This window comes from Herbiconiux sp. SALV-R1, assembly GCF_013113715.1.
In the GTDB taxonomy this organism is placed as follows: domain Bacteria; phylum Actinomycetota; class Actinomycetes; order Actinomycetales; family Microbacteriaceae; genus Herbiconiux.
The window spans coordinates 3,485,149-3,507,816 of record NZ_CP053344.1 but is presented as its reverse complement, the minus strand read 5'-3'; the positions used below and the strand labels follow the sequence as shown (position 1 = coordinate 3,507,816).

Annotated in this window: 20 protein-coding genes; 13 read left to right on the top strand and 7 right to left on the bottom strand. The window is 69.6% G+C overall.

Annotation, left to right across the window (positions count from 1 at the left end):
• Window positions 1-77 precede the first annotated feature (77 nt).
• The 3 genes from HL652_RS16665 to HL652_RS16655 form a co-directional block, all read right to left on the bottom strand.
• Window positions 78-1,295 carry an ATP-binding protein gene (locus HL652_RS16665; protein ID WP_171706344.1) on the bottom strand — a complete coding sequence of 406 codons (1,218 nt, stop codon included), beginning with the start codon at window positions 1,293-1,295 and terminating at the stop codon, window positions 78-80.
• A gap of 100 nt (window positions 1,296-1,395) precedes the next feature.
• Entirely contained in the window at window positions 1,396-2,709 is a 1,314-nt protein-coding gene (locus HL652_RS16660) for an FAD-binding protein (RefSeq protein ID WP_253743398.1), read from the bottom strand.
• On the bottom strand, window positions 2,702-3,679 hold the full coding sequence (locus tag HL652_RS16655) for an aldo/keto reductase (protein WP_253743904.1): 978 nt from the start codon (window positions 3,677-3,679) through the stop codon (window positions 2,702-2,704). The genes HL652_RS16660 and HL652_RS16655 overlap by 8 nt, the downstream gene beginning before the upstream one ends.
• A 137-nt stretch (window positions 3,680-3,816) precedes the next feature.
• Between HL652_RS16655 and HL652_RS16650 the strand changes: the two genes are divergently transcribed.
• The 9 genes from HL652_RS16650 (at window position 3,817) to HL652_RS16610 (ending at window position 13,478) form a co-directional block, all read left to right on the top strand.
• The gene (locus HL652_RS16650; protein ID WP_216603924.1) at window positions 3,817-4,164 is read left to right on the top strand and encodes a PadR family transcriptional regulator; all 348 of its coding nucleotides are present in this window, start codon (window positions 3,817-3,819) and stop codon (window positions 4,162-4,164) included.
• The gene (locus HL652_RS16645; protein ID WP_171706341.1) at window positions 4,161-4,775 is read left to right on the top strand and encodes a DUF2812 domain-containing protein; all 615 of its coding nucleotides are present in this window, start codon (window positions 4,161-4,163) and stop codon (window positions 4,773-4,775) included. Before HL652_RS16650 ends, HL652_RS16645 begins: the two co-directional genes overlap by 4 nt.
• A 108-nt stretch (window positions 4,776-4,883) precedes the next feature.
• On the top strand, window positions 4,884-5,948 hold the full coding sequence (locus HL652_RS16640) for a LacI family DNA-binding transcriptional regulator (protein WP_171706340.1): 1,065 nt from the start codon (window positions 4,884-4,886) through the stop codon (window positions 5,946-5,948).
• A 105-nt stretch (window positions 5,949-6,053) separates the two neighbouring features.
• A complete protein-coding gene (locus HL652_RS16635) occupies window positions 6,054-7,334 on the top strand; it encodes an extracellular solute-binding protein (protein ID WP_171707415.1) in 1,281 nt (426 codons plus the stop codon).
• A gap of 8 nt (window positions 7,335-7,342) precedes the next feature.
• Window positions 7,343-8,266, top strand: coding sequence for a carbohydrate ABC transporter permease (locus HL652_RS16630; protein WP_171706339.1), 924 nt, complete (start codon window positions 7,343-7,345; stop codon window positions 8,264-8,266).
• Window positions 8,263-9,129 (top strand): carbohydrate ABC transporter permease, encoded by an 867-nt coding sequence (locus tag HL652_RS16625; RefSeq protein ID WP_171706338.1) that lies wholly within the window; start codon window positions 8,263-8,265, stop codon window positions 9,127-9,129. The genes HL652_RS16630 and HL652_RS16625 overlap by 4 nt, the downstream gene beginning before the upstream one ends.
• Window positions 9,126-10,217, top strand: coding sequence for a glycoside hydrolase family 130 protein (locus tag HL652_RS16620; protein WP_371743518.1), 1,092 nt, complete (start codon window positions 9,126-9,128; stop codon window positions 10,215-10,217). The genes HL652_RS16625 and HL652_RS16620 overlap by 4 nt, the downstream gene beginning before the upstream one ends.
• Before the next feature lie 52 nt (window positions 10,218-10,269).
• Window positions 10,270-12,561, top strand: coding sequence for a hypothetical protein (locus HL652_RS21530; protein WP_216603923.1), 2,292 nt, complete (start codon window positions 10,270-10,272; stop codon window positions 12,559-12,561).
• A 65-nt stretch (window positions 12,562-12,626) separates the two neighbouring features.
• Complete coding sequence (locus tag HL652_RS16610) at window positions 12,627-13,478, top strand: SMP-30/gluconolactonase/LRE family protein (RefSeq protein WP_171706336.1); 852 nt, start codon at window positions 12,627-12,629, stop codon at window positions 13,476-13,478.
• 263 nt (window positions 13,479-13,741) lie between these two features.
• Here HL652_RS16610 and HL652_RS16605 read toward each other — a convergent pair whose 3' ends face one another.
• The 4 genes from HL652_RS16605 to HL652_RS16590 are packed head-to-tail and all read right to left on the bottom strand — an operon-like array spanning window position 13,742 to window position 18,491.
• Entirely contained in the window at window positions 13,742-14,830 is a 1,089-nt protein-coding gene (locus HL652_RS16605; protein ID WP_171706335.1) for an ABC transporter permease, read from the bottom strand.
• Window positions 14,827-15,840 (bottom strand): ABC transporter permease, encoded by a 1,014-nt coding sequence (locus HL652_RS16600; protein WP_171706334.1) that lies wholly within the window; start codon window positions 15,838-15,840, stop codon window positions 14,827-14,829. The genes HL652_RS16605 and HL652_RS16600 overlap by 4 nt, the downstream gene beginning before the upstream one ends.
• Complete coding sequence (locus tag HL652_RS16595) at window positions 15,837-17,399, bottom strand: sugar ABC transporter ATP-binding protein (RefSeq protein WP_171706333.1); 1,563 nt, start codon at window positions 17,397-17,399, stop codon at window positions 15,837-15,839. Before HL652_RS16595 ends, HL652_RS16600 begins: the two co-directional genes overlap by 4 nt.
• A gap of 9 nt (window positions 17,400-17,408) precedes the next feature.
• The gene (locus HL652_RS16590; RefSeq protein ID WP_171706332.1) at window positions 17,409-18,491 is read right to left on the bottom strand and encodes a substrate-binding domain-containing protein; all 1,083 of its coding nucleotides are present in this window, start codon (window positions 18,489-18,491) and stop codon (window positions 17,409-17,411) included.
• Between the two features lie 128 nt (window positions 18,492-18,619).
• On the opposite strand from HL652_RS16590, the gene HL652_RS16585 reads away from it, so the two are divergent.
• From HL652_RS16585 to HL652_RS16570, 4 genes are all read left to right on the top strand, one after another.
• Window positions 18,620-19,720: a Gfo/Idh/MocA family protein gene (locus HL652_RS16585; protein WP_216603922.1), complete on the top strand. Its 1,101-nt coding sequence runs from the start codon at window positions 18,620-18,622 to the stop codon at window positions 19,718-19,720.
• Window positions 19,721-19,787: 67 nt separating this feature from the next.
• Window positions 19,788-20,702 (top strand): sugar phosphate isomerase/epimerase family protein, encoded by a 915-nt coding sequence (locus HL652_RS16580; protein ID WP_171706330.1) that lies wholly within the window; start codon window positions 19,788-19,790, stop codon window positions 20,700-20,702.
• Window positions 20,703-20,738: 36 nt separating this feature from the next.
• On the top strand, window positions 20,739-21,482 hold the full coding sequence (locus tag HL652_RS16575; protein ID WP_216603921.1) for an SDR family NAD(P)-dependent oxidoreductase: 744 nt from the start codon (window positions 20,739-20,741) through the stop codon (window positions 21,480-21,482).
• Window positions 21,467-22,603 (top strand): aldose 1-epimerase family protein, encoded by a 1,137-nt coding sequence (locus HL652_RS16570; RefSeq protein ID WP_216603920.1) that lies wholly within the window; start codon window positions 21,467-21,469, stop codon window positions 22,601-22,603. Before HL652_RS16575 ends, HL652_RS16570 begins: the two co-directional genes overlap by 16 nt.
• The last annotated feature ends 65 nt before the right edge of the window (window positions 22,604-22,668 follow it).

Below are 22,668 nucleotides of genomic sequence, written 5' to 3'. Positions count from 1 at the left end.
TCCGAGGCGATCGCGCTGTGCGGTAGTCACGACGACGACGGCGGCGGCGTGCACGTGTGATCGGCGAATGCGGCCGCTCACTCCTTGCGTTTGCGAGGCTTCAGTGTCGGCACCGACAGGGTCGGGATGGCTCGCAGGAGGAACTTGTCGAAGTGGGGCACCGTGAATGCGGCGTATCCGTGCTCCGGTGTGTAGAGCAGACCCATGTTGATCAGTTCGGCCCGCGTCGGACCGAGGTTCTGGGAGGTGCGCCCCATCGCGTCTGCCACGTCTGACGCCTTCTGCGGCGCGGGCCCGAGGCCTGCCATCGCGCGCAAGTAAGCGCGCTGGGTCTCGGTCGCCCGGTCGAGGCGAACTCTGAAGAACGATTCGTCGAGCTTCGCCTCGTAGCCGGGGACCGCCGTGTGGATGTCATCGCGGGTGATGATCGGCCCCTCCGCGACGGTCCAGACGGCATAACCGAGTTCCTGCAAGAAGTAGGGGTAGCCGCCCGTGACCTCGAGAGACTCGACGAGTGCGTCGTCAGTGTAAGCGATACCCTCATCCGCAGCCGGCTTCGACAGCGCGGCGCGGGCGTCGCCGTCGTCGAGGTTGCCGATGGAGGGAAACTTGAACAGCCGCTCCGCGTAGGATTTGGCGTCGCCGGCGAGTTCCGCGATCTGGGGGAGGCCCGCACCGACCAGGGTCACAGGAAGCTTTCGTTGCACCATCTTGTGCAGCGCCCCGATCACAGCTTCCAGCTGTTGCTTGTTCAGGAACTGAACCTCGTCGAAGAGGAGAACCACTCCGCGTTCCCTCTCCTTCGCCGCCTCGCCGATCGCCACGAAGACATCCGTCATGTCGAGAGCGAGGTTGCCGTGATCGGCAAAACCCTCGGCGGCATCGACGTCCAGGCCTGCGGAGACGGTTCCGCCAACGTCAACGCTGATGGTGAAGGAGCGCAGCACCGAAGCTGCGTGAGTGAAGCGGTCGGTCCATCGCGCTTTCGGTGAGAGCTCGAAAAGAGCGGTGCGTAGCTTCGTCGCCATTGCGGCTCGGAAATGGCTCTCATCGTTCTTGCTCACTTCGAGCTCGACCACGACCCAATCGCGCTCGAGGGCCTTGGTGCGAAACTGGCCGAGAAGCACCGTTTTGCCGACCCCGCGCAATCCGGTGATGATCATGGATTGCTCGGTCTTCGCCCGCTCGATCCGCGCTAAGAGGAAGTCGAAAGACTCCAGCTGGTCGTCGCGGCCGACCACCGCTTGTGGTTCGGCGCCCGCGTTCGGCGTGTACGGGTTGGTCAAAGCTTGCACACGACGATATTAGAGGTTTTATAGCGGTTTATTGAAAGTAAATAAAACGCCGATAAGTTACTAACGGCCGCGGCGAGCGCGGCGCGGGGGTGGCGGGCTCTCAGAGCCCCAGCACGCGCGCGAGGTAGGGGTTGCGGAAGCGGTGCTCCGGGTCGAGGGAGTCGGCGAGGGCCGCGAAGCGGGGGAGGGCGGGGTAGAGGGGTGCGAGGGTCGAGGCGTCGGCCGCGAACCACTTGCCCCAGTGGGGGCGGGCCTCGAAGGGGGCGAGCGCGGCCTCGAGCACGGGGAGCAGCTCCCGCACGGAGTCGGGCTCGTTCTTCCACGTGAAGTGGAGGGCCACGGAGTCGACCCCGCGAGTCGGGCTCAGCCACTGCGGGTCGCCCGCGACGGCGCGGATCTCCGACACCAGCAGGTGCGGCCGGATGCGCGCCCCCAGACCCCGTACCGCCGCGATGGCGTCGAGGGCCGACGAGCGGTCGACGAAGTACTCGGACTGGATCTCGTCGCCGTTCGACGGTGTCGCATCGATGCGGAAGTGGGGAAGCCGCTCGCACCACGGCCCCACGACGCCCCCCTGCACGGTGGTGTTGTCGTGGCCCTCGTCGGCTGGCGACATCACCTTCTCGCCCGCCGAGACCGCGCCGAAATAGCCGAGGCCCGGCTCGATCGCGGGAGTCAGAGGCGCTGACGACGACACCACCGCCTTCACCCACACCTGATGCGGCCCCGACTCCCGCCAGTCGGTGAACAGGCTCACCGAGTACGCACCGCCCATCACCGCGTCGAAGTCGGACTCGACCGACGCCCACGGGAGATCGAGGTAGACGTCTTGGCGCATCCGGTAACTCGGCACGATACGGAGGGTCAGTCGCGTCACGACGCCGAGCGCGCCGAGGGCGATGACGGCACCCGGGAAGCGCTCCGGGTCGCCCGACTCGGTGAGGGTGACGAGTGAGCCCGAGCCGTCGATCAGCTCGATGCCGACCACGGCCGCCGAGAGGTTGCGGTTGCGCTCGCCCGAGCCGTGGGTGCCGGTGGCCGTCGCTCCGCCGACCGAGATGTGGGGGAGCGAGCCCATGTTCTCGAGCGCCCAGCCGTGCTGCTCGAGGTGCGTGGCGAGGGCGGCGTAGCGGGTGGCCGATGCGACGGTGACCGTGCGCGCATCCGTGTCGATCTCGATCGAGGCCTCCTCGCCCGACAGGGCGGCGAGGCTGAGCAGCAGCCCGCCCTCGCCGGGGTCGGCGATGTCGTTGAAGGAGTGGCGCGAGCCCAGCGCACGCACCCGAGAAGCGGATGCGACAAGCCGCTGCGCCTCGGCGATCGAGGCTGGTTCGGCGAGGCGGTCGGCGGCGTAGCGGTGGGTGCCGGCCCAGTTGAGTCCGGGAGACCCGGCTGCCGCGCCCGCCTCAACCACGGTTCTGCCCGGTGCCGTGCACGGCGTGGGGCTCGATCGCGGCGACCTCCTCGGCCGACAGCGGGTCCGCATCCAGTGCCGCCACGTTCTGCTCGAGCTGCGCCACGCTCGACGCGCCGATGAGCGCCGAGGTCACCTGCGGGTGTCGCAGCACCCAGCTCAGCGCGAGCTGCGCCAGCGTCTGGCCGCGCGAAGCCGCGATCTCGTTCAGTGCGCGGGCCCGGGCGAGGTACTCCTCGTCGATGCCCTTCTCCGACAGGAAGTGCGAGGTCGCCGCGCGCGAGTCGGACGGCACGGTGCCGTCGAGGTAGCGGTCGGTGAGAAGGCCCTGGGCGAGAGGGGAGAAGACGATGCTGCCCGCCCCGACCTCATCGAGCACCGGCAGCAGCCCGTCCTCGATGTGCCGATCGAACATCGAGTAACGCGGCTGGTGGATGGTGAGAGGGATCTTGTGCTCGGCGAGCAGCCGCGCCGCCTCGCGCGTCTGCTCGGGCGAGTAGTTCGACACCCCCACGTAGAGCGCGCGGCCCGTCTGCACGGCGGTGGCGAGCGCGCCCATCGTCTCCTCGAGCGGCGTCTCGGGGTCGAAGCGGTGCGAGTAGAAGATGTCGACGTAGTCGAGACCGAGCCGCCCGAGCGACTGGTCGAGCGACGCGAGCAGGTTCTTGCGCGACCCCCACTCCCCGTACGGCCCTTCCCACATGTGGTAGCCGGCCTTCGACGAGACGATGATCTCGTCGCGGTAGCGCGCCAGGTCTTCGGCGAAGATGCGGCCGAAGTTGGTCTCGGCCGAGCCGGGAGGCGGGCCGTAGTTGTTGGCCAGGTCGAAGTGCGTGACGCCCAAGTCGAAGGCGCGACGGATGATCGCCCGCTGGGTCTCGATCGGGCGCTCGTGGCCGAAGTTGTGCCAGAGCCCGAGCGAGAGTGCGGGGAGCTTCAGTCCGCTGCGCCCGGAGCGCGTGTAGAGCATGTCGTCGTAGCGGGTGGGGGACGCGAGGTACGGCTGGTCGGTCACCTACCGATCATGCCACGCGAGCCGGCGACGAGAGCCGGCCGCCTCGGGCTATTCAGTTGCACTGTATATCTGCCGACTGTACAGTTGAACTGATGAAGGGAGTCGCCATGAGGGATCCGCACCTGCCGCTCACGGAGACGGTCGCGTACACGCTGTTGGCCCTGGTCGAGCCCGGCCATGGGTACGCGGTGATGGCGCGGGTGGAATCGATGAGCGACGGGGCGGTGAGACTGGCGCCGGGCACGATGTACGGCGCCCTCGAGAACCTCGAGAAGCAGAAGCTCATCGCACGGATGGCGAGTGCCGATGCCCGCCGCAAGGTCTACCAGATCACCGAGCTCGGCTACCAGACGCTCACCCGCGACGCCGAACGCATGGCGCACCTCGTGAGCCTGTTCGAGCTCACCCGAACGCAGGCGCCCCAGAAGGAGGAACGATGAACACGTCATTCAAGATCTTCGCCGACTTCGACAAGGAAGAGCGGTGGCTCAATCGACAGGCGGCCGAGGGGCGCCTCGTGCACAAGGCGGGCCCGCTCTACGCCTTCGCGCCCGTCGAACCCGGCTCCGCCGTGGTGCGCGTCGACTACCGGCCCACCATGAGCGCCGCCGACTTCGACGACTACGTCACGCTCTTCGCCGACGCCGGATGGCGGCACCTCGCCGGCACGCGCACGAGCGGCACCCAGTACTTCGCCTCCTCGGCCGAACGCGCCGACACCGAGATCTTCTCCGACCCCTCGTCGCGGGCGCTGCGCTACCGCCGGGCCCTCGGCGTCACGGGCGGCATCGCCGCGCTCTACCTGCTCCTCGTCTTCGTGCTCGTGGTCTCGGGCAACAGCGTCTTCGAGTCGTTGTTCACCCCGGGCGCCTGGTATCTCACGCCGGGCCTGTGGCAGAAGGAGGGCTGGGCCCTCGTCGGAGCCTTCCTGTTCGAGACCCCCTTCGTCATCCTCCGCATCGGCGCCCCCGTGCTCCTCGTCGCCGCCTGCATCGTGATGCTCGCGACGGTCGCCCATCAGTGGCGGCTCTACCGCCGCGCGACGGTCTGACGCCCTGCCCCCCTTGCGGGGGTGGGCTAAACCGGTATAGTCTCTCCCTAAACCGGTTCGGGATGCTCTCCAAGCGTCCGCCGCAACGACGCGACCACGGGAGGGACGATGGCGAACTCGAAACCCACCATCACCGACGTGGCGCGGGCGGCCGGGGTGAGCAAGGGGCTCGTGTCGTTCGCGCTGAACGACCGGCCCGGGGTCTCCGCCGAGACCAGGTCGCGCATCCTCGAAGTGGCCCGCGAGCTCGACTACCGCCCGAGCCTCAGCGCGCGGTCGCTCTCGACGAGCACCTCCTACGCCGTCGGCCTCGTCATCGCCCGCGATCCCGAGATCTTGAGCGCCGACCCCTTCTTCCCCGCCTTCATCGCGGGCGTCGAGCGGGTTCTCTCCGCCGAGGGCCGCGCCTTGGTGCTCAGTGTCGTCAGGGGTGACGACGACGAGGAGGCCGTCTACCGCTCGCTCGCCGCCGACAAGCGGGTCGACGGGGTCTTCCTCACCGACCTCCGCGACGGTGACCCCCGCGTGCCGCTCGTCGGGGCCCTCGGTCTCGCCGCCGTCACCCTCGGCCGCACGGGAGACTCGACGGCCTTCCCCGCTGTCGTGCTCGACGACACCGCGGGCACCCGCGCCGCGGTCGCCCACCTCGTCGAGCACGGTCACCGCCGCATCGCCCACGTCGTCGGCCCCCACCGCATGATGCACGCGCAGCGGCGGCACGCCGCCTTCCGCGAGGCGATGGCCTCCGCAGGCCTGCCCGTCGTCGACGAGCTCGTGGTCGAGACCGACTTCACCGCGGCCCAGGGGGCCTCGGCGACCGCCCGGCTGCTCGACCTCGCCGACCCGCCGACGGCGATCGTCTTCGACAACGACCCCATGGCCATCGCCGGGCTCGGCGTCGCCCATGAGCGAGGCCTCCGCATTCCCGACGACCTCTCCATCACGGGCTTCGACGACTCCGAGCTCGCCCGTTACGTCTACCCCGCGCTCACCTCCGTGCGGTCCGACCCGCTGCTCTGGGGCGAGGCCGCGGCCCGCGCCCTGCTCGTGGCCATCTCGTCACGCGCGAACGGAACGGCCGCGGCAGCGTCGGCCGCCGCATCCGTTCCCGACATCGAACTCGACCCCGCGCACCTCGTAGTGCGCGCCTCGACCGGGCCCGCAAGGGCTTGAGCAACCGCGGCTCCAGCCGCCTCAGAAAGGAGCACGACCGTGCAGAACCGGAAGGCCTCAGCGACGAGGCCGTCGAAGAACCGCAGCACCGCCACCGCGAGACGAGTGGGCCGCACCGCCGCGGTCGCCACCGCCCTCACCGTGACCCTCGGGCTCGCCGCTTGTTCCGGCGGCGGAGGAGGCGCCTCGAGTGACCTCACCGCCACGGGCCCGATCACCATCTGGTACTCCAACAACGAGGCCGAGGTGGGCTGGGGCAAGCAGATGGTGGAGGCCTGGAACGCCGAGCACCCGGATGAGCAGATCACCGCCCAGGAGATCCCGGCCGGCAAGTCGAGCGAAGAGGTGATCGGTGCCGCGATCACGGCCGGCAACGCCCCCTGCCTCGTGCTGAACACCGCTCCGAGCGCCGTGGGCCAGTTCGAGAAGCAGGGCGGTCTCGTCGACCTCTCCAGCTTCCCCGACGGGGCCAGCTACATCGAGGAGCGCTCGGGCGAACTCGCGAAGCAGTACCAGAACGCCGACGGCCAGTACTTCCAGTTCCCCTGGAAGTCGAACCCCGTCGTCATCTTCTACAACAAGGATCTGTTCGCGAAGGCCGGCCTCGACCCGGAGAACCCGAAGCTGTCGACCTACGACGACTTCCTCGCCACCTCGAAGACCCTGGTCGACGCCGGCGTCGCCCCGGCCGCCATCCAGCCGGCGCCGACGAGCGAGTTCTTCCAGATGCAGTTCGACTTCTACCCCCTGTACGCGGCCGCCACCGGGGGCTCGCAGATCGTCGAAGACGGTAAGGCGACCTTCGCCGACGAGAGCGGCTACGAGGTGGCGCAGTTCTGGCGCGACCTCTACGACCAGAAGCTCGCCGGCCAGGAGCAGTACCAGGGCGACGCCTTCGCCGACGGCCAGGCGGCCATGGCGATCGTGGGCCCCTGGGCCATCTCGGTCTATGGCGACATGAACTTCGGCTCGGTGCCCGTGCCCACCCCTGAGGCCACGCCGGCCGACGAAGTCTGGACCTTCAGCGACGCCAAGAACATCGGCTTGTTCTCGGCCTGCGAGAACAAGGGCACTGCGTGGGAGGTTCTGAAGTTCGCCACCAGCGAGGAGCAGGACGGCGCCTTCCTCGAAGCCACCGGCCAGATGCCGCTGCGCCAGGACCTGCCGACCGTGTACGCCGACTATTTCTCGGCGAACCCTGAGTACGTCGCCTTCGGCGACCAGGCGAGCCGCACGGTGGAGGTGCCTGCGGGGCCCAACACGGTGCAGATCATGCAGACCTTCCGCGACGCGTGGAGCAAGTCGGTGATCTTCGGCGAAGGCGATGTCGACAAGGCGCTCGACGACGCTGCCGCCAAGATCGACGACCTGGCCACCCAGCCGTAGGAGTCGTCATGACAACCCTCGCCACCCCACCGGGGGCGAAGCGGTCGCTGTGGCATCGGATCGTCGGGCGCCAGCCGCTCGGGCTGCTGTTCAGCTCGCCCTACCTGGCGTTCGTCATCCTGGTGTTCGCGTTCCCCATCGTCTACGCGGTGTGGATCTCGTTCCACGACTTCTTCTTCGCAGCCCCGGGCGCCAACCCGCCCCGACCGTTCGTCGGCTTCGACAACTACGTCTACGCCTTCACGAACGACCAGGTGCTCCGCTCCTTCGCGAACGTGGGCGTCTTCCTGGTCATCAATGTGCCGCTCACCGTCATCCTGTCGCTGCTGCTCGCCTCCGCGCTGAACCGGGCGGTGCACGCCCGTACCTTCCTGCGGGTGAGCTACTACGTGCCGTACGTCACGGCGAGTGTCGCGGTGGTCGCGGTGTGGCTGTTCCTGTTCAACGGCAGCGGCCTCGTGAACACGATCCTCGGCCCGCTCGCTCCCGACCCGTCGTGGCTCATCAACGAGCACCTGGCGATGCCGGTGATCGCGCTCTACGTCACCTGGAAGCAGCTCGGGTTCTACATCCTGCTGTACCTGGCGGCGCTGCAGAACGTGCCCAAGGAGCTGTACGAGTCGGCGGCGACCGACGGTGCCGGGCGCATCCGTCAGTTCTTCTCGGTCACCGTGCCCGGAGTGCGGCCCGCGACGCTCCTGGTGTTGCTCATCTCCACCGTGACGGGGGCGAATCTCTTCACCGAGCCGTACCTGCTCACCGCGGGCGGCGGCCCCAACGGCGCCTCCACCTCGCCGGTGCTCATGATGTATCAGCTCGGCATCCAGCAAGGGCAACCGGATGTCGCTGCCGCCATCGGCATCGTGCTGGTGATCGGTGTGCTCATCATCGCGTTCATCCAGAACCGCTTCGTCGGGGAGAGGGAGTCATGACGTCGACAGCACGCACCGGTCGCCCCCGCACCGGCCGTGGAGGGGCGATCGCGCGCTACGCGATGCTCTTCCTGGGCGCGGTGGCGTTCCTGTTCCCCTTCTACTACATGATCATCGGGTCGCTGCAGAAGAAGACCGACCCCACCATCGCGGGGGCGTTCCCCAACCCGGCGAACCTCACCGTCGACAACTACGTGAACGTGAACGAGCGCATCAACCTGTTCTCGGGGCTCGTGAACTCGGGCATCTTCACGGGTGGTGTGCTCCTCGGCACCGTCGTGTTCGGAGTGCTCGCGGGCTACGCGCTGGCCATGCTGCAGTGGCGCGGCCGCAACGCGACCTTCGCGCTGGCCCTCCTGGTGCAGGTCATCCCGTTCCAGCTGCTTCAGATTCCGCTGTACGTGCTGATCGCCCGCGATTACGGGCTCTCCGACACGCATCTCGGCATGATCCTGCCGTTCCTCATCAACTCGACGGCGGTGATCATCTTCCGGCAGTACTTCCTGCAGCTGCCGAAGGAGCTGTTCGAGGCGGCCCGCATCGACGGGGCGGGCGAACTCCGCCTGCTCTGGAGCGTCGCCCTCCCACTCGTGCGGCCGGCGCTCGTGACCGCGGTGCTGCTGACCTTCATCGGCCCGTGGAACGAGTTCCTCTGGCCGTTCCTCATCACCAAAGACGCCTCGATGCAGCCCCTGGCTGTATCGCTGGCGAACTACATCTCCACGGTCGCAGCGTCGACCGACAACCCGTTCGGTGCGATCCTCGCCGGCGCGGTGGTGCTCGCGGCCCCGGTGGTCGTGCTGTTCATCGTGTTCCAGCGCTATTTCGTGTCGAGCGACCTCGGATCGGGAGTGAAAGGATGACCATGACCCCGACGACCACCGAAACGACAGTGCCCTACCGCCTCGAGCGCGTCGGCATCGTGATGGAGCCGGAGCCCGGCAACGAGCTCGAAGCCGAGGGGGTGCTGAACCCCGCGGCCGGTCGCGACCGCGACGGCGTGCTGCACCTGCTGCCACGCCTCGTCGCGTCGGGCAACGTCTCGCGGGTCGGCCTCGCGCGAGTGCTCTTCGACGCCGACGGTGTGCCCGCGGGCGTCGAGCGGGAGGGCGTCGTGCTCGAGCCCGACCGCGAGTTCGAGCGCGGGGCGAACAACGCCGGGGTGGAAGACCCGCGCGTGACCTTTGTCCCGTCGCTCGGAGCATCCGGTCTCCACGTCATGACCTACGTGGCGTACGGGCCCCTCGGGCCGCGCACCGCGCTCGCCGTCTCGGAGAACCTGCGTGACTGGCGCCGACTCGGGCCGGCCACTTTCGCCTACGACGACGAGCTCTCCATCGACCTCGGGCTCTTCCACAACAAAGACACCGTCTTCTTCCCCGAGGTCGTGAACGCGCCCGACGGCACTCCCTCGTACGCGGTGCTGCACCGGCCCATGTGGGACCTGGGCGAGACCAAGCCGGGCGAGGGTGTGCGACTTCCCGCCGGGGTGACGGATGCGCGACAGAGCATCTGGATCTCGTACGTTCCGGTGGAGGAGGTCGAGCGCGACCTGGCGAACCTCACCCGCTGGACGAGGCACCGCTTCCTCGCCGGGCCCGCCTTCCCCTTCGAGGAGCTCAAGATCGGTGGCGGACCCGCCCCGCTGCGGGTGCCCGAGGGGTGGCTGCTCATCCACCACGGGGTGACCGGAGTCATCGACAGCGCCTTCTCGCAGCAGCAGAAGGTGAACTACGCCGCAGGAGCGATCCTGCTCGACGGCGACGACCCGTCGAGGGTCATCGCGCGCACCGCCGAACCGCTGCTCGCCCCGGAGACCGAGGAAGAGCGCTCGGGCATCGTGCCGAACGTCGTGTTTCCCACCGCCATCGAGGAGATCGACGGCACGCACTACGTGTTCTACGGCATGGCCGACTCGAAGATCGGCGTCGCGCGGCTCGTGCACACCTGAGCCGCGCATCCACTCCCCCCACCCTCTGCCCTCTGTTGAAAGGTGCTCGACGATGAGAACCACATCCACTCCGGGTCGGCTGACGGCGCTCGCCGCAGCGGCCACGCTCGTGATCGGCGGGGCGGTGGGGGGTGCCTCCGCCGCCGTCGCCGCGCCGGCGGGCCCAGCTGCTCCCTTTGCTCCGGCGGGCGCGGAAGGGTCGCTCACGAACCTCGCCCACCTCGACTTCCTCCTCGACGAGGTGACACCCGCGGCCGTCGAGGGCCACACGAGCTACCGGCTCGACACCGAGCCGACCCTCACCCTGCCCTGGACCTACGCGGATGCGCGTGACGGCGGCACCTTCGAACGCGTCGGCGGTGGCCCGCTCGACCCCGAGACCGGGGACTACGGCCAGGGCGCCTTCAACAGCGACGACGTCTCTCGGGCCGCCGTGGTCTATCTCCGCGCCTGGCAGCAGGGTGATCCTGCGGCGCGCGACAAGGCTTACGAGGTGCTGCGCGCCCTCGCCTACTTCCAGACCGACTCGGGCGACGACGCGGGCAACGTTGTGCTCTGGATGCAGCCCGACGGTGAGCTGAACCCGAGCGCCGAGCCCGTGGAACTCCCCGATCCGAGCGACTCGGCCGAGAGCTATTGGCTGGCTCGCACGCTCTGGGCATTCGGCGAAGGGTATGCGGCCTTCCGCGACGAGGATCCTGAGTTCGCCGCCTTTCTGCAGGAGCGACTGCAGCTCGGAGTCTCGGCGGTCGACCGCGAGGTGCTGGTCGACTACGGCACGACGGTGAAGGCCGACGGGGTCGACGTTCCGGCGTGGCTGATCGTGGACGGCGCGGATGCAACGGCCGAGGCCCTGCTCGGGCTGAGCGCCTACGTCGAGGCGGCGCCGGAGGATGCGGCGGTGCGGTCGTCGACGGAGAAGCTCGCCGAGGGTGTCGCGGCGATGGCGCGCACGACCACCGGCGGCGCGGCGGATGCCGCGGCCGACGCCGCGGCGGCACCTGCGGTCGAGGCGGATGCCGGTGCCGTCGACGGTGCTGAGGCGCGCGACGGCGCGGGCGGTGCGGCCGACCGCTGGGCCGCCGAGGATCGGGCCGGGTCGTGGCCCTACGGCGCCGCGCTGCCCTGGGCGCAATCGCGCTCGATGTGGCACGCCTGGTCGTCGCAGATGTCGGGAGCGCTCGCCCGCGCATCCGTCGCTCTCGATGACGCCGCGCTACTCGAGCCCGCGGTGGTGGAGTCGGCGCGCTTCGCTCCGACCCTGCTGACGGCGGGTGGCCCCGACAACGGCTGGTACCCCTCGCCGACCGAGACGGTGCAGATCGCCTACGGAGCCGACTCGCGCGTGCAGAACCTGCTCGCCACGGCCGACGCCTCCGGCTCGGAGTCGTTCGACGAGCTCGCCGCGCTGCAGGCTGCCTGGTTCTTCGGGCTGAACCCCGCAGACGAGCCGATGTACGACCCGGCGACGGGGGTGACCTACGACGGCATCCAGCCCGACGGGTCGATCAACCGCAACTCCGGTGCGGAGTCGACCATCCACGGGCTGCTGTCGATGCTGGCGCTGGATGCGCATCCCGACGTCGCAGCGCTGGCTCAGACGGTGACCACCCTCGACTCGCGCCACGGGCTCACCGTGGTGCAGGCCGAAGACGCGGTGACGACCGACGGCACGGTGGTGACGCCGGAGTCGAGCTGGACGGAGGAGTCGTCGTGGAACGGCGACTACCTGAGCCTGACGGCCGGGCAGACGGCGAGCTTCGATCTCGACGCGGCTGCGGCTTTGGTTTCGGCCTCGGGCTCGGGCTCGGGCTCGGCCTCGGCCTCGGCCGACGCGGCGCGCGGGGGCCTCGGTGCGGTCGTCGGCGCCGTGGCGGGAGCCCGCATCGTCGAGCCCGTCACCTGGCACGTCGAGAGCGGCTCGGCCGAGACCCCGCGTACGGCGTGGACCAGTGGTCGCATCCCGCTCGGCGCGGTCTCGTCGGAGGTCGGCGAGCAGGGCATCACCCCCGTGCCCGGCGCACTGCTGCCCGACCGGCTCACCGTGCCGGTTCCCGGGGGCCGCTCGATGGTCGAGGTGCGCGCCCTTGCGGGGGAGACCCAACTCGACGCGCTCCTGGTGCGCCCGGCGGTCTCGACGCTTGCCGCGTCTGGTGCCGACGCCTCCCTGCAGCTGGCGCAGAACTCGCTCCGCATCCCGGTGCCGGTGAAGCTCGGCGCCGACGGGGCACCCCGCACGGCACACGTGTACGACTCCTCGGGCGAGCTCGTGCGCTCGGTCGAGCTGCGCGGCCTCCGCACCGTGGTGCTCCCACCCGCCGGCTTCGCGATCGTGCGGGGCTGACCCGGGCGGCGCCCGGCCAGCACGGTCGGGCGCCGCTCTCCACGCGCCGCCGATAGCCTTGTCGCATGCGAGCAGAGCAGCTGACCGACTCCGTCACCTACCACGGCGAGGGTGCCGTGTGGCATGAGGGGTGGGGCGGGCTGAAGTTCGTCGACATGCTCGCGGGCGACGTGCTGTCGCTCGGGGCCGACGGCAGCGTCGACCGGCTGCACACCGGATCGCCGGTGGCATGTGTGGTGCGGCCTCGTGCATCCGGGGGCTTCGTCGTGGTGAACGAGCGCGAGTTCACGCTGTGGAACGCCGAGGGCGAGAAGGAGTGGATCTCTCCGCCGGTGCTCGAGGAGGGGCTGCGGTTCAACGAGGGGTCGTGCGACCCGGCGGGTCGGCTGCTGTGCGGCACGCTCGCGTACGGCATCGTCGAGGGGGCGGGGAGCATGTACCGGCTCGCTGGGCGCGAGGTGATTCGGCTCTTCGGCGGCCTCACCATCTCGAACGGGCTCGGCTTCACCGCCGACGGCACCCGCGCCTACTACGCCGACACCCCCACGCAGCGCATCGACGTGTTCCAGGTGGGCCCCGACGCCTCGCTCGGGGTGCGTCGCCCGTGGGTGGTCATCCCGCAGGAGTCGGGCAGCCCCGACGGGCTCTGCGTCGACTCCGAGGGCGGGGTGTGGGTCGCCCTCTGGGGCGGCTCGGCCGTGCACCACTACGACGCCGACGGGGTGCTCGACGAGGTCGTCGAGGTGCCGGGCGTCACCCAGGTCACCTCCTGCACCCTGGGCGGCCCCGACCTCCGCACCCTCTACATCACCACCTCCCGCGAGGGCCTCCCCGCCCACGACCAGCCCGCCGCGGGCGCGCTCTTCACGGCCCCCGCCCCCACCCCGGGCCTCCCCACCCTCGAGTTCGCGGGCTGACCCGCGCCCTCGCCCCTCCCCCGCGCGTCCTCTCCCACCGAGCGGGCGCAAAGTGCCCCCTCCCGGCCGAGGAGGAGGCACTTCGCGCACAGTCGGGGGGGGGGGGGCAGGCCCCCGCCCGCACAGCGGTCACGAGGAGAGTGGTCGCTCGCTACGGGCCGACCCGCGTCACGCCCCGTCCCGCGCATCCGCCACCATCGAGCAGGCGCAAAGTGCCCCCTCCCGGCCGAGGAGGGGGCACTTTGCGCGCAGTCGAGGGGGGATCAGGCCCGCCGCCGCCCGTAGAGGGAGATGACGAGGAGGATGATCACCCCGTAGATGAGCTGCTGGATGTTCGCACCGAGGTTGAGCACCGCCACGAGCGTCGACACCTGGGCGAGCACGAGGGCGCCGCCGACGGTGCCGACGACCGAGCCGCGGCCGCCGAAGATCGAGGCGCCACCGACGACGACCGCCGCCACCGAAGACAGCAGATACGAGGCGCCCATGGTGGCCGAGGCCTGCTGGTAGTACCCCACGATGACGATGCCGGCGAAGGCGGCGAGCCCGCCGCTCAGCATGTAGCCCGCGACACGGATGCGGTCGACCGGCAGCCCCGCCAGTCGCGCCGTCTCGGCCGCCGAGCCGACGACGAAGAGCGAGCGGCCCCATCCGGTGAACGAGAGCACCAGCTGCAGCACGAGCATGAGCCCGAGGCCGAGCGGGAGCACCGCGGGCATCGACAGCCCGAGCACCGAGATCTTCGCCGAGGTCATCGCGATGACGAAGTCGGGCGTGACCGTGAGCTCGGAGAAGTTGAACGCCAGCAGGATCACCCCGAACAGCAACCCGTTCATCGCGATCGTCGTGACGATCGGCGTGAGCCCGAGCTTCGCGATGACGATGCCGTTCAGGAACCCGATCACCGCTCCCGCGAGCAGCGCCGCCACGAAGGCCCCGAACGGCCCGAGCGGCCCGACCAGGGTGAGGAACGCCAGCGCCGAGAAGCCGATCGTGTTCGGCACCGACAGGTCGATTCCCGCCTGGATGACCGCGATGGTCTGCCCGAACGACGCGATGGCCAGGATGATCGCGAAGGTCGCCGTGCCGATCAGCGCGTCGACCGTGATGAGGTTCGGCCTGATGATGCCACCGATGCCGAACAGCACCAGGAACGCCACGAGCGGCCACACGGCGCGCGGCACCCGAGCGATGACACTGCCGAAGGTGGAGCGCCCGGTGGCGCCGGTGTTGCGCCCCGATCCGTCGGGCGAGTCGCCCGCGCCGGAGGAGCCGGAGCCGGAGCCGGACGAGCCCGAGCCGGGCCCGGATGCGCCGGCCGCGTTGCCGACAGAAGGAGCGACGGTGCTCATGAGCGGTTTCCCTTCACACGGAACGCCACCTTGCGCCAGACGACGGGGATGCCGACGACCGCCACGATGATGAGCGCCGAGATGACGTACTGCCAGTAGGAGTTGACCCGGGCGAAGAACAGCAGGTTGCCGATCAGCCCGAGGGTGCAGGCGGCGAGGATGGTGCCGATGATCGATCCGCGACCGCCCGTGAACACCGCGCCCGCCAGCGCCACGGCGGCGATGGACGAGAGCAGGTAAGGGTCGCCCGAGCGCGGGTCGCCGGTGACGGTCGACGACGCGAGCATCATCGCGCCGAGCGAGGTGAGCACGCCCGCCAGCCCGAACGCGAGCAGCTTCGTGAGCTTGGCGTTGAGGCCCGCGGCCCGCACGCTCTCCATGTTCGAGCCGACACCGTAGATGTGGCGCCCGAGCGAGGTGCGCTGCAGCAGAAGCCAGAGCAGCACCGCGATGACCGCGAGCCACACCAGCGACACCGGGAGGTAGGGCAGCAGCTCACCGCTCGTGGCGAGGTAGATCTCCTTGGTCACCCCGCCACCCGGCGCATCCAGCACCTCGCGGGCGAGCGAACCGAAGATGAACGCCGACGCCAGTGTCACGGCGATGGCGGGCAACCCGCCGTAGGCCACGAGGAACCCGTTGAACAAGCCGCAGCCGAGCCCCACACCGAGGGAGAGCAGGATGGCGACGGGCACCGGCATGGTCTCGAGCTGCACCGCGAACACGACGTTCGCGAGGCTCATGATGGCGCCGATGGAGATGTCGATGCCGCCCACCAGCACGATGACGAGCTGGGCCAGCGCCACGAGCACCAGCGGCACCACGAGGTTCGCCGCGGTCTGCAGCTGGAACCGCGTGAGCAGTGCGGGGTTGATGATGACGTAGACCACGAAGAACACCACGAACGCCAGCACGGGCGCGACCGCGCCCTCGCGGCGGAGACGGGTGACGCCCGAGGCGTTCCACCACCGCGACCAGGCCGGGGCGGTGCTGGGGCTGACGGCGCTCACTGCGCACCTCCTGAAGCGAGAGTGATGCCGCCGGTCGCGCCGACCGCGGCTCCGACGACGGCGTCGGCGGTGAGGCGCGAGCCGACGAGTTCGTCGGCCACCTGCCCCTGGTAGAGCACCACCACGCGGTGGCACACGTGCACGAGCTCCTCGACCTCGGTCGAGAACCAGAGGATGCCGACCCCCTGCCGGGCGAGGTCGACGATCGCCCCGTAGAGCTCCTGCTTCGCCCGCACGTCGATGCCGCGGGTGGGGTCGTGCAGCAGGATCACCGTGCGCGAACGGTCCATCCAGCGACCGAACACGAGCTTCTGCTGGTTGCCGCCCGAGAGCGAGCCCGAGGTCTCGTTCGCGCCGCGGGTGCGCACCGACAGCGCGCTGAGGATGCCGTCGATCCAGCCCTTCTCCTGCGCCAACCGGGGCCGGCCGCCCAGCTGATACGCCTTGTACCAGGGCGCGAGCAGGTTCTCGCCCACGCTCATCTCGAGCGCGAGACCTTCGCGCTTGCGGTCTTCGGGCACGTAGCCGAGCCCGCGGCGCACCGAGCTGACGGGGTTCGCGTGACGAACGGATGCTCCACCCACGGTCCACGAATCGGCGACCGCCGGGGTGGCTCCGAACAGGGCCCGCAGCAGCTCGGCCTGGCCGTGCCCCTGCAGCCCGCCGATGCCGAGGATCTCGCCGGCGCCGAGCTCGAGGCTCACCCCGTGCAGACCCTCGGAGCGGAGGTTGTCGACCGACAGCACCACAGCATCCGTCGTGCGCTCGGGCGGGTCGGGGAAGAAGCGCTCGGCCTCGCGGCCGGCCATCATCGAGATGAGCTCGTCGTCTGTCCACGAGCCGCGGGTGAACTCGCCCGCCACCATGCCGTCGCGGAGTACGGTGCCGCGGTCGGCGATCTCGGCGATCTCGCCCAGGCGGTGCGAGACGTAGATGACGCTGCCGCCGCGGGCGGTGAGCTCGCGGATGCGCTCGAACAGCCACTGCACTCCGGGCGGGGTGAGGGCGGAGGAGGCCTCGTCGAGGATGAGCAGCTTGGGGCGCCCGGCCAGGGCGCGGGCGATCTCGACCAGCTGCCGGTCGGCGAGCGAGAGGGTGCCGACGGCGGCGCGCGGGTCGATGCGGCCGAGGTGGAACTCGGCGAGCAGCTCCTTCGACTTCGCCACGGCCTTCTTCTGCGAGAAGCCGCGCAGGGGAGCGCCGTCGGGCAGCGAGAGGTTCTCGGCGACCGTCCAGTCGGGAACGAGCGCGAGTTCTTGGAAGGCGCAGCGCACGCCCGAGAGGCGCGACTGGCGGACGCTCCCCGAGGCGAGCGGCTCGCCGGCGACGGTGATGGAGCCCGAGGTGGGGGTCACGGCGCCGGCGAGCATCTTGGCGACCGTGCTCTTGCCGGCCCCGTTCTCGCCGACGAGCGCGAGCACCTCGCCGGGGTTGCAGTGGAAGGTCACGCCGCGCACCGCCTTCACCGGACCGTAGCTCTTGACGAGCTCGGTCGCGACGAGGAGGGCGTCGGCGGGTGCCGCGACAGTGGTCGCGGCACCCGGTCGAACGTCGGTCACGAAGATCTCCTAGGAGCCGGAGTAGAAGGCGAGAACCTCGTCGAGCGTGAGGTCGAGGCCGGGGAAGTCGTAGCCGAGCTGGAAGTTGTTCGGCTTGTCGGCGATGCAGTAGTCGGCGGCGTTCTCCTCGGTGATCTGGAGCGGCTCGTAGTACTGCTCCTTCTCGATCTCCTCGCCCTCGAGCAGCTTCACGGCCTGCTCGAGACCCTTGGCGTAGATAGCAGGCTGACCGAACACCATGTTGCCCTTGAGACCGGCAGCGGCGTTGTCGGCGAGGGTGCACGCCTCGCCGTTGTAGCCGGAGCCGCCGACGACGGGCACGAAGGGAAGGCCCGCGGCCTTGAAGGCCTCGGGTACGCCCTGGCCTCCGGTGAGGAACGAGTACACACCGCCGATGTCGGGGTTGGACCGCAGGATGTTCGACATGGCCTCCTGCGCGGTCGCCTCGTTCCAGCCGTTGGTGTCTTGGGCGACGACCTTCGCGCCGCCGTCTTCGAGCGTGGTGATGACGCCGGGCATCGAGCCCTCGTTCAGCGGCACGCCCGCGAGACCCTCGAGCACCGCGATGTTCTTGTTGTCGCCGAGGTTCTCGAGCAGCCAGTCGGCGCCGATGGTGCCCGCGTTCGCCCAGTCGGTGGAGACGATGTACACGTCTTCAGAGTCGTAGGGGCCGCCGTTGGCGATGACCGGGATGCCCTGCGCGGTGGCCTGGGTGATGGCCGCGTCGGCGCCGGAGGAGGAGGCGGGGTCGAAGAGGATGAGGTCGACGCCGTCGGCGATGAGGTTCTGCATCGCGGCGTTCTGCTGAGCGGCGTCGTTGTCGTTGGTGCGCACGATCTTGAGCTCGACCTTGTCGGCGTACTCGGGGGTGGCGGCGAGGGCCTGCAGCGAGGCGAGGCCCATCTCGCGCCAGGCCTGACCGCCGAGCGGCTGTTCGAAGCCGATGACGAACTTGCCGTCTTCGCCGGAGGCGCCGGTGGAGCCTCCGCCCTCGGCGGGCGCGCTGGTGCAACCGGCGAGCAGAGCGAGCGAGGAGGCGGCCGCGAGGGCGGCTGCTCCCTTCGCCCAACGGGTGCGCTGTGAACTGTGCATGGATTTCTCCCTTGAAATCGGACTGTGCTCGGTACGGTAGCGTAGAAATGGCAGCGCTACCAGTAGCGCTATCAATTCGTTTCCGTTACGGTGATGAAAATCGTCGCAACGACGCGATTGGAGTGAATGTGACTACCTCGACAGCTGCCCGGCCCGAGCTGCGGCCCGACGTCGACATCCGTACCCGGAGCCACCGCATCGGGTGCATCGGCGCCGGCGCCATCATGGCCGACCAGCACCTGGCGGCCTACCAGCTGGCGGGCTTCCCCGTCGTGGCCATCGCCTCCCGCACCGAGGCGAACGCCCGTGCGGTGGCCGAGCGCTACGGCATCCCGACCGTGCACCGCACGCCCTCGGAGCTGATCGCCGACCCCGAGGTCGAGATCGTCGACATCGCCTTCCCGCCCGACCAGCAGCCCGCGCTCATCCGCGAGGCGCTGGCGCAGCCGCACGTCAAGGCGGTGCTCGCCCAGAAGCCGCTCGCGCTCGACCTCGACGAGGCGCTCGCGCTCCGCGACGAGGCCGCAGCGGCGGGCAAGATCCTCTCGGTCAACCAGAACATGCGCTACGACCAGTCGATCCGCGTGCTCAAGCAGCTGCTCGACTCCGGCGCCCTCGGCGACCCGGTGTTCGCGCAGATCGACATGCACGCGGTGCCGCACTGGCAGGGCTTCCTCGAGGGCTACGACCGGCTCACGCTCGCGAACATGAGCGTTCACCACCTCGACGCGCTGCGCTACCTCTTCGGCGACCCGAGAGAGATCACCACCGTCGTGCGGCGAGACCCGCGCACCGCGTTCGAGCACGAAGACGGCATCGTCGTCTCCACCCTCCGATTCCCCGGCGACGTCTTGGCCCTCAGCGTCGAAGACGTCTGGGGCGGCCCGCGCGAAGAGGGCTACGACGACGACTTCTTCATCAAGTGGCGCGTCGAGGGCACGGCGGGAGTGGCGAACGGCACGATCGGTTGGCCCACGGGCGAGCCGTCGAGCATCCGTTACGCCTCGCGCACCCACACCGACGGCGAGTGGGTCTCACCGAGCTGGGACACCCACTGGTTCCCGCACGCCTTCATCGGCGTGATGGAGCAGGTGCAGCACGCCGTCGAGTCAGGCGGCGCCCCCGAGCTGAGCGTCGCCGACAACGTGAAGACCATGGCGCTGATCGAGGCGGGCTACCGCTCGATCGCCGAGAAGCGCCCGGTGCGGCTCGACGAGTTCGCCCTCTGAGCCCCCTCATCCACCCGAACATCTCGAACACCAACACCCCGTAGAACGAACAAGGAGCAACGACGCCATGATCCAGCTGGGCATCTTCACCGCCTACTACCCCTACGACCTCAAGACCACCGCCGAGAAGATCCGCGCGCACGGCTTCAACACCGTGCAGCTCGACCTGCACTTCAAAGACCTCGACCTCTCCGCCGGCCAGATCACCAAGGAGAAGGCGAAGCTCGTCAGCGACACCTTCCGCGACCACGACCTGCCCATCTCGGCCATCTCGGGCTACACCAACATCGTCCACCCCGACCCCGAGCACCGGAAGGCGAACGTCGAGTACCTGAAGGAGATCATCCGCAACGCCCGTAACTTCGGCTCGAAGTACGTCATCTCCGAGTCGGGCACCTTCAACCCCGAGAGCGAGTGGGACCACGACCCGCACAACCGCTCCGAAGACGCATACGAGCAGGTGCGCACCGTGCTCGCCGAGCTGGCGCAGGAGGCCTACGACCACGGCGCGACGTTCCTGCTCGAGACCTACGTGAACAACGTCATCGGCTCGGTGCGCGAGACCGCCCGCGTGTTCAACGACATCCGCACCCCCGGCCTCGAACTGCTGATGGACCCGACGAACTACTTCGACGCCACCAACATCGACGACCAGGCCGGTGTGCTCAACGAGGTGTTCGACGTGCTCGGCGGCCGTGTGCGCATCGCCCACGCCAAAGACGTCAAGCGCGCCGGCGACGACAAGAGCGAGAAGCACGCCGACATCGGCGACGACGACGCGCTGGCCTCGCACACCTTCCGCGGCGTCGGCGAGATCGAGCTGCCGGCCGCCGGCCTCGGCTCGCTCGACTACGAGCTCTACCTGCAGCGCCTGTCGGAGCAGAACCCGAACGTGCCGCTCATCATCGAGCACCTCGACGAGTCGGACATCCCGCGGGCCAAGCAGTTCGTCACGGATATCCTCAAGAAGTACACGATCTAGCCGGTATCGGGGAGCGGGACGAGAGGGACGACAGACGTGCATCAGAAGGTGGCGATCATCACGGGCGCGGGCGGCGCGCTCGGCAGGGCGACGGCGCTGCGGCTGGGCTCCGACGGCTTCGCCGTGGGTGTGCTCGGCCGGCCGAGCGACGACCTGGCCGAGACGGCGGCGCAGCTCGAGGGCGCGGGGGTGGCGGTGCGGATGCTCGAAGCCGACCTCCGCGACGCCTCGGCGATCGAGTCCGCGATCACCGGAACGGAGGCCGAGTTCGGCCCCGTCGAAGCGCTCGTGAACAACGCCGCGATCTACCCGAGCACCCCGTTCCTCGAGATCCCGCTCTCCGAGTACGACGACGTCGTCACGGTGAACCAGCGCGGCTACTTCTATGCCGCCCAGGTGGCGGCGCGCGGCATGGTCGCGCGCCGCTCCGGGGCGATCGTGAACGTCGGCTCCATCACCTGGAACGGAGGCTGGTCGAACCTCGCCAGCTACGTCTCCACCAAGGGCGCCGCCGTGGCGCTCACCCGGGCCCTCGCCCGCGAACTCGGCGAGTTCGGCGTGCGGGTGAACGCGGTGTCGCCGGGCGCCTTCCCCACGAAGGCCGAGGAGATTCAGGGCGACGCCGCCGAGTACTCGGCGCACGTCATCGAGCATCAGGCGCTGAAGCGCCGGGGAACGGATGCGGAGCTCGCCGCGGTGGTCTCCTTCCTGGTCGGCCCCGACTCGTCGTTCGTGACGGGGCAGACCATCAACGTCGACGGCGGATGGGTGATGAAGTGATGGACATCTTCGGAGCAGAGCTCACCGCGGCACAGCTCGCGGAACGTACCGGCGACCTCTCGGCCGTGGCGGGCATCCGTCAGGTCGTGCTCGACAACGGCGTGGAGCGCGGCGTGCGCGCCATCGACCTGCGCACCTCGGCCGGCCTCGAGCTCGAGGTGCTGGTCGACCGGGCCTTCGACCTCGGCTCGGCGCGCTTCAAGGGTGCGCCGCTCGGGTGGCGCTCGGGCAACGGCTTCCGGCACCCCGGCCTGCACGAGCACAGCGACGAGGGTGGTCTGTCGTGGCTGCGCGCGCTCGACGGGCTGCTCGTCTCGGGCGGGCTCGACCACACCCTCTTCGGCGGGGAGGTCGACGCCACCCGCTACGCCTACCCGCCCAAGCAGACCGTCTCGCACGGGCTGCACGGCCGGCTCACGGCCATCCCGGCCCGGCTGCTCGAGGCACGCGAGGTGCCGGGCGCTGCGGGCACTCCCGTACTGCGTGTGGTGGGCGAGGTCATCCAGGCCACCTCGTTCGGCGAGCACCTGCGGCTCACCCGCACCATCGAGCTCGACTTCGACGGGCGGCAGATCCGCCTGCACGACGTGGTCGACAACCTCGGGTTCGAGCCGACGCCCCACATGTTCCTCTACCACCTCAACATCGGCTGGCCCTTCGTCGACGAGGGCACCGAGTTCGTGGCGCCGATCGCGCGCATGCTCTGGGAGAGCGACTCCTGCGCCGAGCAGGGCATCTCGTACCGCACCCTTCCCGCGCCCATCAAGGGCTTCGTCGAGCAGGTGCGCGAGCACGAGCTCGTGGCCGGCCCCGACGGCCGGCACCGCGTCGCGCTGATCGCGGCCGACGGATCGCGGGGCGTCGAGGTGGCCTGGGAGGCCGCCGGCATGCCGCACTTCTTCGAGTGGCAGAACCTGCGCAGCGGCCAGTACGCCGTGGGGCTCGAGCCCTCCACCCATCATGTCTCGGGCGACGCAGCGGCGCGCGACGACGGCTCGATGACCTTCCTCGAGCACGGCGAGAGCCGCGAGTACTCCACCACCATCACGGTGCTGGAGGGCGAGGCCGAGACGTCGGCCGTGCGCGAGGCCATTCGCTCCATTCACGGTCAGCCCGAGTAGGCACGTCGATGGTGACCTGCCACGCTCTCGCTGATATGCTGATGTTAGCGCTGCCATTCCATCAT

Excerpts from the sequence above, each read along its gene's own strand:
- HL652_RS16625 (WP_171706338.1), top strand. The coding sequence starts at position 8,263 with ATGACGTCGACAGCACGCACCGGTCGCCCCCGCACCGGCCGTGGAGGG.
- HL652_RS21530 (WP_216603923.1), top strand. The coding sequence starts at position 10,270 with ATGAGAACCACATCCACTCCGGGTCGGCTGACGGCGCTCGCCGCAGCG.
- HL652_RS16580 (WP_171706330.1), top strand. The coding sequence starts at position 19,788 with ATGATCCAGCTGGGCATCTTCACCGCCTACTACCCCTACGACCTCAAG.
- HL652_RS16650 (WP_216603924.1), top strand. The coding sequence starts at position 3,817 with ATGAAGGGAGTCGCCATGAGGGATCCGCACCTGCCGCTCACGGAGACG.
- HL652_RS16640 (WP_171706340.1), top strand. The coding sequence starts at position 4,884 with ATGGCGAACTCGAAACCCACCATCACCGACGTGGCGCGGGCGGCCGGG.
- HL652_RS16605 (WP_171706335.1), bottom strand. The coding sequence starts at position 14,830 with ATGAGCACCGTCGCTCCTTCTGTCGGCAACGCGGCCGGCGCATCCGGG.
- HL652_RS16590 (WP_171706332.1), bottom strand. The coding sequence starts at position 18,491 with ATGCACAGTTCACAGCGCACCCGTTGGGCGAAGGGAGCAGCCGCCCTC.
- HL652_RS16645 (WP_171706341.1), top strand. The coding sequence starts at position 4,161 with ATGAACACGTCATTCAAGATCTTCGCCGACTTCGACAAGGAAGAGCGG.
- HL652_RS16655 (WP_253743904.1), bottom strand. The coding sequence starts at position 3,679 with ATGCTCTACACGCGCTCCGGGCGCAGCGGACTGAAGCTCCCCGCACTC.
- HL652_RS16570 (WP_216603920.1), top strand. The coding sequence starts at position 21,467 with ATGGGTGATGAAGTGATGGACATCTTCGGAGCAGAGCTCACCGCGGCA.
- HL652_RS16620 (WP_371743518.1), top strand. The coding sequence starts at position 9,126 with ATGACCATGACCCCGACGACCACCGAAACGACAGTGCCCTACCGCCTC.
- HL652_RS16630 (WP_171706339.1), top strand. The coding sequence starts at position 7,343 with ATGACAACCCTCGCCACCCCACCGGGGGCGAAGCGGTCGCTGTGGCAT.
- HL652_RS16610 (WP_171706336.1), top strand. The coding sequence starts at position 12,627 with ATGCGAGCAGAGCAGCTGACCGACTCCGTCACCTACCACGGCGAGGGT.